This window comes from Ignavibacteria bacterium, from assembly GCA_016873775.1.
GTDB lineage: Bacteria > Bacteroidota > Ignavibacteria > UBA10030 > F1-140-MAGs086 > JAGXRH01.
In genome coordinates this window covers 59,754-67,090 of the sequence record VGWC01000004.1, presented here as the reverse complement: position 1 = coordinate 67,090, position 7,337 = coordinate 59,754, and the positions used below count along the sequence as shown (strand labels likewise).

The 7,337-nt window shown below is 38.8% G+C and carries 8 protein-coding genes; 5 read left to right on the top strand and 3 right to left on the bottom strand.

All coding sequences use genetic code 11. The features are described 5' to 3' along the window. Positions 1–248: 248 nt before the first annotated feature. From FJ218_01275 to FJ218_01265, 3 genes are all read right to left on the bottom strand, one after another. Positions 249–506: a type II toxin-antitoxin system mRNA interferase toxin, RelE/StbE family gene (locus tag FJ218_01275; GenBank protein MBM4165549.1), complete on the bottom strand. Its 258-nt coding sequence runs from the start codon at positions 504–506 to the stop codon at positions 249–251. Position 507: 1 nt separating this feature from the next. Beyond that, positions 508–720: a hypothetical protein gene (locus FJ218_01270; protein ID MBM4165548.1), complete on the bottom strand. Its 213-nt coding sequence runs from the start codon at positions 718–720 to the stop codon at positions 508–510. A gap of 362 nt (positions 721–1,082) precedes the next feature. Next, positions 1,083–1,367 (bottom strand): type II toxin-antitoxin system mRNA interferase toxin, RelE/StbE family, encoded by a 285-nt coding sequence (locus FJ218_01265; protein MBM4165547.1) that lies wholly within the window; start codon positions 1,365–1,367, stop codon positions 1,083–1,085. A 75-nt stretch (positions 1,368–1,442) separates the two neighbouring features. Here FJ218_01265 and FJ218_01260 point away from each other — a divergent pair, with 75 nt between their 5' ends. The 5 genes from FJ218_01260 (at position 1,443) to FJ218_01240 (ending at position 7,330) form a co-directional block, all read left to right on the top strand. After that, positions 1,443–3,350, top strand: a complete 1,908-nt coding sequence (locus tag FJ218_01260) for an NADH-quinone oxidoreductase subunit N (protein ID MBM4165546.1) — start codon at positions 1,443–1,445, stop codon at positions 3,348–3,350. A gap of 110 nt (positions 3,351–3,460) precedes the next feature. Next, positions 3,461–5,035, top strand: coding sequence for an NAD(P)H-hydrate dehydratase (locus tag FJ218_01255; protein MBM4165545.1), 1,575 nt, complete (start codon positions 3,461–3,463; stop codon positions 5,033–5,035). Position 5,036: 1 nt separating this feature from the next. Then, complete coding sequence (locus tag FJ218_01250) at positions 5,037–5,438, top strand: VanZ family protein (protein ID MBM4165544.1); 402 nt, start codon at positions 5,037–5,039, stop codon at positions 5,436–5,438. A 173-nt stretch (positions 5,439–5,611) separates the two neighbouring features. Then, positions 5,612–6,286, top strand: coding sequence for an esterase (locus tag FJ218_01245; protein MBM4165543.1), 675 nt, complete (start codon positions 5,612–5,614; stop codon positions 6,284–6,286). 54 nt (positions 6,287–6,340) lie between these two features. After that, positions 6,341–7,330, top strand: a complete 990-nt coding sequence (locus tag FJ218_01240; GenBank protein MBM4165542.1) for a hypothetical protein — start codon at positions 6,341–6,343, stop codon at positions 7,328–7,330. Positions 7,331–7,337: the final 7 nt, after the last annotated feature.

Below are 7,337 nucleotides of genomic sequence, written 5' to 3'. Positions count from 1 at the left end.
CAAGTAAGAAGGATGAAGGAAGAAGGAAGAAAAGTAGAGATAGTGTGTATGAATAGTATGAATGCATAATTAATTCCTTATTGGTTCTGTGAATAAATAGTGTTCAAAAAATTTGTTGTAAAGATGGAGTCCACCTTTACTTGTCATTGCCGAGAAACGTTAATGAGTTCACCGTTTTCCATAAACAAGGTGGACCCCATCTCTCTAAAGCAATAAACCTCACGGATATATTTTACCGAGCGAGGTTGTTATTTATAAATATCATGCGTTCCAATGTTCATAAAATCCACCGTTTCATTATCATTAAAACGGAACATTATTCTGTAGTGTCCCGTAACGCTGAACGCCCAGTACTCTTTATACTTCCCGTGCAGTTTATGCGTTTCGAGTTGTGGGTCAAACGGATTGTTGCGGAAGATACTCTCGCGTTCTTTTGCTTTCGCTTTTATCATTGAAGGCAACGCTCGATACGCTTTCTTAAATTGAGACGAAACACGGATAACCATTTCATTCTAATTCCTCAAGAGAAGAAATTGTTTGTAGTTTTCCCAGCCGTTTTTCTTTTTTATACACTTCAATCGCTTTGTCGGTATCTGCTTCTTCTCTTCGTAATTGTTGAGCGTATTTTTCTAATGCGATAAACTCCTCATATTTTTTTCGGGGAAGAATAACTAACTCATCGTTCTGTATAAATTTTTTGGGTATCGTAATCGTGTTCATAACGTTCTCTGAATAAATTTGTTGGGATGAAAATACTAAAGTTCAAAGGCAACACAAAATAATGTTTGTTTTCCAGAGTTTTTTCTCCGAGTAAAAAAATAGTGTTTGGTTTGTAGGACAAGTTTGAAACTTGTCCTACGTTGTTAATTAAAAAACTTGTTGTAAAGATGGAGTCCACCTTTACATGCCATTGCCGAGAAACGTTAATGAGTTCACAGTTTTCTATAAACAAGGTGGACTCCATCTCTCTAAAAGCAAAAATCTCACAGGTTCGTGTCCCTTATGTGAGGTTTTGTGTGTTATACTTTTGTTGTTGTTGTAATGTGCCTTCATTGTTTTACTCTCCATCAATTATTTGTTTGTCAATATACTTCATCGTGCGTGCCAATATCAACAAGGAGAATATCGTCTTGTTGTGTATCCGGGTTTTTCTTAAACTCAAAAACGATTCTTAAATCATACTCGACAGAACAAGCCCACGAACCTTCAAATCTTCCGTGCAGTTTGTGAGTTTTGAGTGTCCCGGCAAACGGGTCTTGCTCTAATCTTCTCATAATGTCAGCAATCTTGTCGTAGAGTTTCGGGTTTTGTTTTGTCCGTTTCCGAAACGCAGATTGATACCGCGATGACCAATGAAGCGTTGGCATTAGTCTTTCATGCTTGCAAGAAAATCATCAACAGAGCCGCTTCCCGTTTTTCCTTGAGCATATTCTTCTCTGCTAATGCGTATGGATTCTGCTAATTCGTTTCGTCGTTGTTCTATGGCTCGTTTCGCAAGTATTTCCGAAACCATAATTTGGTCGTCAAGCGAAAGTTGGGATAATGTATCGAGTGCTATATCTACTGTTAAAAGTTGTTGCATAAGTTTGTTGAAAAATTGTTGGGGAGAAAATACAAATCTTTATGAGCAAAGCAAAATGTTGTTTGCATCAAATTGTGTCAAGATGGAGTCCACCTTTATTTGTCATTGCCGAGAAACTTTAATGAGTTCACAGTTTTCAATAAACAAGGTGGACTCCATCTCTCAAATCAGATTTAATCTTCCAAAAAAAATTTCGTGCAGATTGTACGCTCTCCGAGCCATAGGTACAGGAACAACACTCGTGAAACTCCATCCGTTATTTCTTTCACTTCCATTGATTTTACTTTACTATTTCTGTATTTTTGTCCATAATTTTTTTCGTCAAAACAACTTTATGAATATTACAGCAAATCTCGTTGGCGTTCTGCCGATGATTGTCATTGCTCTCGTTACACTTCTCATTATTCTCGTTGATGCACTGTATAAAGAAAACGCTCGTATCAGTTTTTGGGTATCGCTTGTTGGAACACTTGCAGCGTTTTTTGTTACATTCAATCAAACCCTGCAACAAACGGTTTTCAATGGAATGGTACTTGTAGATGGCTTCACGCGATTCTGCACACTTGTTTTACTCTGCGGAACTATTCTCACGATATTACTATCACGTTCGTATTTGGAAAAATTAGAAATTCACTTCGGAGAATATTATGCGTTGTTGCTTTCAGCAGTATTAGGAATGATGTTTCTCACTTCCGCTGGCGATTTAATGATGATGTTTATCGGAATAGAATTGATGTCGGTGTGTTTTTATGTTCTTGCGGGATTTCTGCGCAAACGTACGACATCGAATGAATCTGCATTGAAATATTTTTTGCTTGGCGCATTTGCAACAGGATTTCTTCTCTACGGAATTGCATTACTGTACGGTTCATCGGGAACAACAAACATCGCTATGATTATTTCCGAACTCGATTCATTACAAACTTCTATGTTATTTTGGCTCGGTATCGGATTGTTGCTTATCGGTTTTGCTTTTAAAGTAGCGGCTGTTCCGTTTCATATGTGGGCGCCGGATGTGTACGAAGGCGCGCCAACTTCGGTTACTGCATTTATGGCAACAACGGGAAAAACTGCAGCGTTCTCAGGATTTCTCCTCGCATTTGCAAACATCGTCGGACATACATCGCAAAATTTTTCACACGAAAAACTTTCTCTTGCGCTTGCAATTATTTCTGCCGCTTCGATGATTCTCGGAAATGTTGTTGCAATTTCTCAAACGAACATCAAACGAATGTTAGCGTACAGCAGTATTGCCCACGCAGGATATATGCTTGCGGGACTTGCATCGGGAACACAATACGGCGTGCAGGGAATTTTATTTTATCTCGCCGCATACACATTGATGAATCTTGGCGCGTTCGGAGTAATTTCCCTCGTTGAACAAATTGAGGAAACAAATCTTTCACTCAATGATTACGCGGGCTTTTCGCAAAAACAACCGGCGCTTGCGGCAATGTTCGCGATTTTTATGTTCTCGCTTTCCGGTATTCCTCCATTCGCAGGTTTCTTCGGAAAATATTATGTGTTTGCCGCCGCAGTGAGCGGTGGATTCACGTGGCTTGCAATTATCGGAGTTCTTACAAGTGCAATAGCCGCATATTATTATTTGCGCATTGTCGTGCTGATGTATTTCAAAAATAGTGAAACGGAACTTATTGTTTCCGCCTCGCGCATTTCTTTTGCCGCAATTTCTCTCGCCGCAATCGGTGTTATTATTTTCGGAATGTTTCCTTCATTGCTGACAAATTTGATTACAAAAAGTTGGTAGCGAGAAGATTGGAGATATGCGACTTGCGATTTGTGATGTGAGAGAACTACTTCAATGAATTTCTAACACGCATATCCCATAATCACAAACTGCAAATCCCACATCAAACAATGGAAATACTTCTCTCAACTGACGAAATGCGTTCCTGCGATAAACAAGCAGGAGAAGAGTATTCTCTTCCTTCATTATTGTTGATGGAAAATGCAGGACGAAGCGTTGTTGATTCAATGGAAAAACATTTTGGAAGTGTTGCGGAAAAATCATTTCTCATCGTTTGCGGAAAAGGAAACAACGGCGGCGATGGGTTTGTTGTTGCGCGGCATTTATTCAATCGCGGAGGATATGTTCACATTCTCCTTGTTGGAAAAAAATCCGATGTCAAAGGTGATGCAAAAACCAATCTCGATATTGTTCTTCAACTTCAGAAGAAAACAAAAAACACTTCGCTCTTTTCTTTCAGAGAAATACAAAGAGCATTCTCAAAAAATTGTCCGCGTTGCGATTTCATTATTGATGCATTATTCGGAACCGGATTTTCCTGTGAAGTGCGAAAACCGTATTCGGAAATTATCGAGTGGATGAATGAAAGTAAAAAGCCAATTGTTGCTCTCGATATTCCTTCGGGAATAAATTCTGATAACGGAATGAAAACGAATGTTGCCGTGAAAGCACAACTCACGGTAACAATGGCGGCAAAAAAAATCGGTTTGCTTGTGAACGATGGCAAAGAATGTTCTGGAAAAATTGAAGTCGCAGATATTTCCATTCCGAAAAAATTCCTCAAAGAAAAACGCTATACTTTTCTTGTTGAAAAAAATGATGTTGAAGATTTTCTTCCGAAACGAAAACTAAACGCAAATAAATATTCTGTCGGAAAAGTGTTTGTGCTTGCAGGTTCGCAACAATTTCCCGGGGCAGCGTTTATGACTGCAACAAGCGCAATGAGAGTAGGCGCAGGAGCAGTAATTCTCGGAACGGTGAAATCACTCTATCCGTTGCTGGTAAAAAAACTTACGGAAGTAATGCTTGAACCACTCGATGAAACAAGCGAAGGAACAATTTCACTTTCTGCAAAAGAAAAAATTCTTGAGCGAATTGAATGGTGCGATGTTGTTGCTATCGGTCCCGGAATTTCCCAAAACAAAGAAACACAATCGCTTGTTGCCGAAATAATTTCATCGTGCACAAAGCCGATGGTGATTGATGCAGATGCGCTTTCTGCAATTACGAATTACGAATTACAAATTACGAATTGCATATTCACTCCTCATAGCGGGGAACTTTCTCGTATGCTTGGAATTTCATCAGAAGAAATTGAAACGCATCGTGTTGAAATTGCGAGAAGTTCATCAAAGAAATTGAATGCAATTGTAGTATTGAAAGGAAATCCGACTGTGATTGCAGCACCGAATGGAAAAGTTTTTCTCAATTCCACAGGAAATCCCGGAATGGCAACAGCAGGAAGCGGCGATGTTTTGACGGGAACGGTTGCAGGAATACTTGCACAAATGAAATCGGAAAATATTTCCTTTGAAGAAAAACTTCAACGCTCTGCAATCATTAGCGCATATTTGCACGGACTTGCGGGTGATATTGCAGAAGAGAAATTCGGTAAGCGTTCAATAATGGCAATGGATATCAGCGATTCGCTTTCATCGGCGATGCATATTGTTGACAGAACGTAGAATGGTGAACGAACTATCACAAAAAAAATTTCCTTCGTTTGCGCGATATCAGTTGCCGGCAATAGTGTGGTCGTTGTTTATCTTTACAATGTCATCAATTCCGGGAATAAAATTTCCATTTCAATTTTTTAGTTTTGACAAACTTTTGCACTTCGGGGTATTCTTTGTTTTAGGAATGTTATCTGCGAGAGCATTTTTATTTCAAGAATGGAATACGACGTTAAAAAAGTACGCATTGCTTTTCGCTGTTCTCTATGTAATGCTGTACGGCGCATCGGATGAAATTCACCAAATGTTTGTGCCTGGACGTTCGCCGGAGTTGTACGATTTTCTTGCAGATACGTTAGGAGGAATTTTAGCAGCGGGAATAGTGATAATTCTTCCGAAGAAATATTTGTTTTGATTGGTTAATGTTTTTCCCTGAGCGTCGCTGTACTTTTCTTGCTATGAAAGAATTTCTATATTAGCAAACAAAATTTTGCAAAACTTTTTTATGTATTCACAATCTTTGCTCCTGTCTCGATGAAAGAAGAACATCGTCAATGGTTCTCAAACTCTATCGGAAAAAATTTCGATATGCTTGTGTTCGGAGAATCTGGATTTCCGATAATAATATTTCCAACCTCCAAAGGAAGTTACTTTCAATACCGAGATTTCGGTTTGATTGAATGCGTGAAACGCTATGTCGAAAATGGACAAGTCCAAATTTACACTCCCGATAGTTATGATGCAACCAGTTGGTACAACAATGAAATTCATCCGTTTGAGAAAGTTCAAAACCACGTTGCGTATGAACAACTGATATTAAACGAAGTAATTTTCCCGACAATTCAAGAAACCGGATTTTCAAAAGTAGGAGTTAGTGGGTGTAGTTTTGGAGGATTTCATGCTGCAAATATTGCATTCCGACATCCTGCGCATATCGGATATATGTTTAGTCTCGGAGGAGCGTTTAACATTAAACAATTTATCGGAAATTATTACGATGATAATTGTTATTACAACAGTCCACCAGATTATCTTCCAAACTTACGGGACGAATGGTATTTAAACAAATTCCGCGAGATGAACATTATTTTAGGAACCGGTGAAACAGATATTTGTCGTAACGATAATGCACAACTTTCTGCCATCTTAGACACACTCAACGTCCCACACTGGCTCGATGACCGACAAGGATTCGGGCACGATTGGCATTGGTGGAAAATAATGTTTGAACAATATGTTTCACAAATTTGCGAACGACAATAAGGTTTTTATTATTACATATTTAATTAATTTATTCACTTACCTCAATTACTCAGTATGAAAAAAATTGGAATTCTCTTTGGACAAGAAAATACATTTCCCCCGGCATTGGTTGAACGAATCAATTCAAAAAATGAAAAAGGCATCGTTGCTGAATTTGTTCGCATTGATAAAGTATTCCAAGGTGATACAACAGAATACGCAGTCATTGTAGACAGAATTTCACAAGATGTTCCTTTCTATCGCGCGTACTTAAAAAATGCGGCGATGTGCGGAACTGCCGTTATCAACAATCCATTTTGGTGGAGCGCCGATGATAAATTTTTCAATAACTGTCTTGCAACAAAAATCGCTGTCCCCGTTCCGAAAACAGTGATACTTCCTTCACATCATCATCCGCAAGATACAACGGAACAATCATTTCGCAACCTTGCATTTCCGCTCGATTGGGAAGCGATGTTCAACTATGTTGGATTTCCCGCATTCTTCAAACCGTTTGCAGGCGGCGGATGGAAGCACGTGTACAATGTAAAATCCAGTGAAGAATTTTTTGAAGCATATAATCAAACTGGACAACTCGTAATGATGTTGCAGGAAGAAATTGATTTTACGGATTATTTCCGTTGCTACTGTGTTGACCAACGCGATGTTCATATTATGCAGTATGCGCCAAAAGAACCGCATCATCTTCGCTATGTTCGCAATCCAAAACCCATAGAAAAAAAATTACTCGAATTGATAGAACAGTATGTTGTACAATTGAATCACTGGCTCGGATACGATCTCAATACTGTTGAATTTGCGGTTCGCGATGGTATACCGTACGCAATAGATTTTTGCAATCCTGCTCCCGATGCCGATGTTCATTCCGTTGGCAAAGAAAATTTTGCGTGGATTGTTGAAGCAGTTGCGAATATGTGTATAAGAAAAGCAAAAGAGCATATCGAAGGAAAAAATAATCTTTCGTGGGGAGAATTTGTGAAAACGTATTCGACATCAGTGAAAACAACTACAACGAAAAAACCGGTAAAAAACAAAAAGAAGTGATATGTAT

What these genes read in the sequence shown, in the direction of transcription:
- FJ218_01265 (MBM4165547.1), bottom strand. Translation starts at nt 1,367, where the DNA reads ATGCCAACGCTTCATTGGTCATCGCGGTATCAATCTGCGTTTCGGAAA.
- FJ218_01240 (MBM4165542.1), top strand. Translation starts at nt 6,341, where the DNA reads ATGAAAAAAATTGGAATTCTCTTTGGACAAGAAAATACATTTCCCCCG.
- FJ218_01275 (MBM4165549.1), bottom strand. Translation starts at nt 506, where the DNA reads ATGGTTATCCGTGTTTCGTCTCAATTTAAGAAAGCGTATCGAGCGTTG.
- FJ218_01245 (MBM4165543.1), top strand. Translation starts at nt 5,612, where the DNA reads ATGCTTGTGTTCGGAGAATCTGGATTTCCGATAATAATATTTCCAACC.
- FJ218_01270 (MBM4165548.1), bottom strand. Translation starts at nt 720, where the DNA reads ATGAACACGATTACGATACCCAAAAAATTTATACAGAACGATGAGTTA.
- FJ218_01255 (MBM4165545.1), top strand. Translation starts at nt 3,461, where the DNA reads ATGGAAATACTTCTCTCAACTGACGAAATGCGTTCCTGCGATAAACAA.
- FJ218_01260 (MBM4165546.1), top strand. Translation starts at nt 1,443, where the DNA reads ATGCGTATGGATTCTGCTAATTCGTTTCGTCGTTGTTCTATGGCTCGT.
- FJ218_01250 (MBM4165544.1), top strand. Translation starts at nt 5,037, where the DNA reads ATGGTGAACGAACTATCACAAAAAAAATTTCCTTCGTTTGCGCGATAT.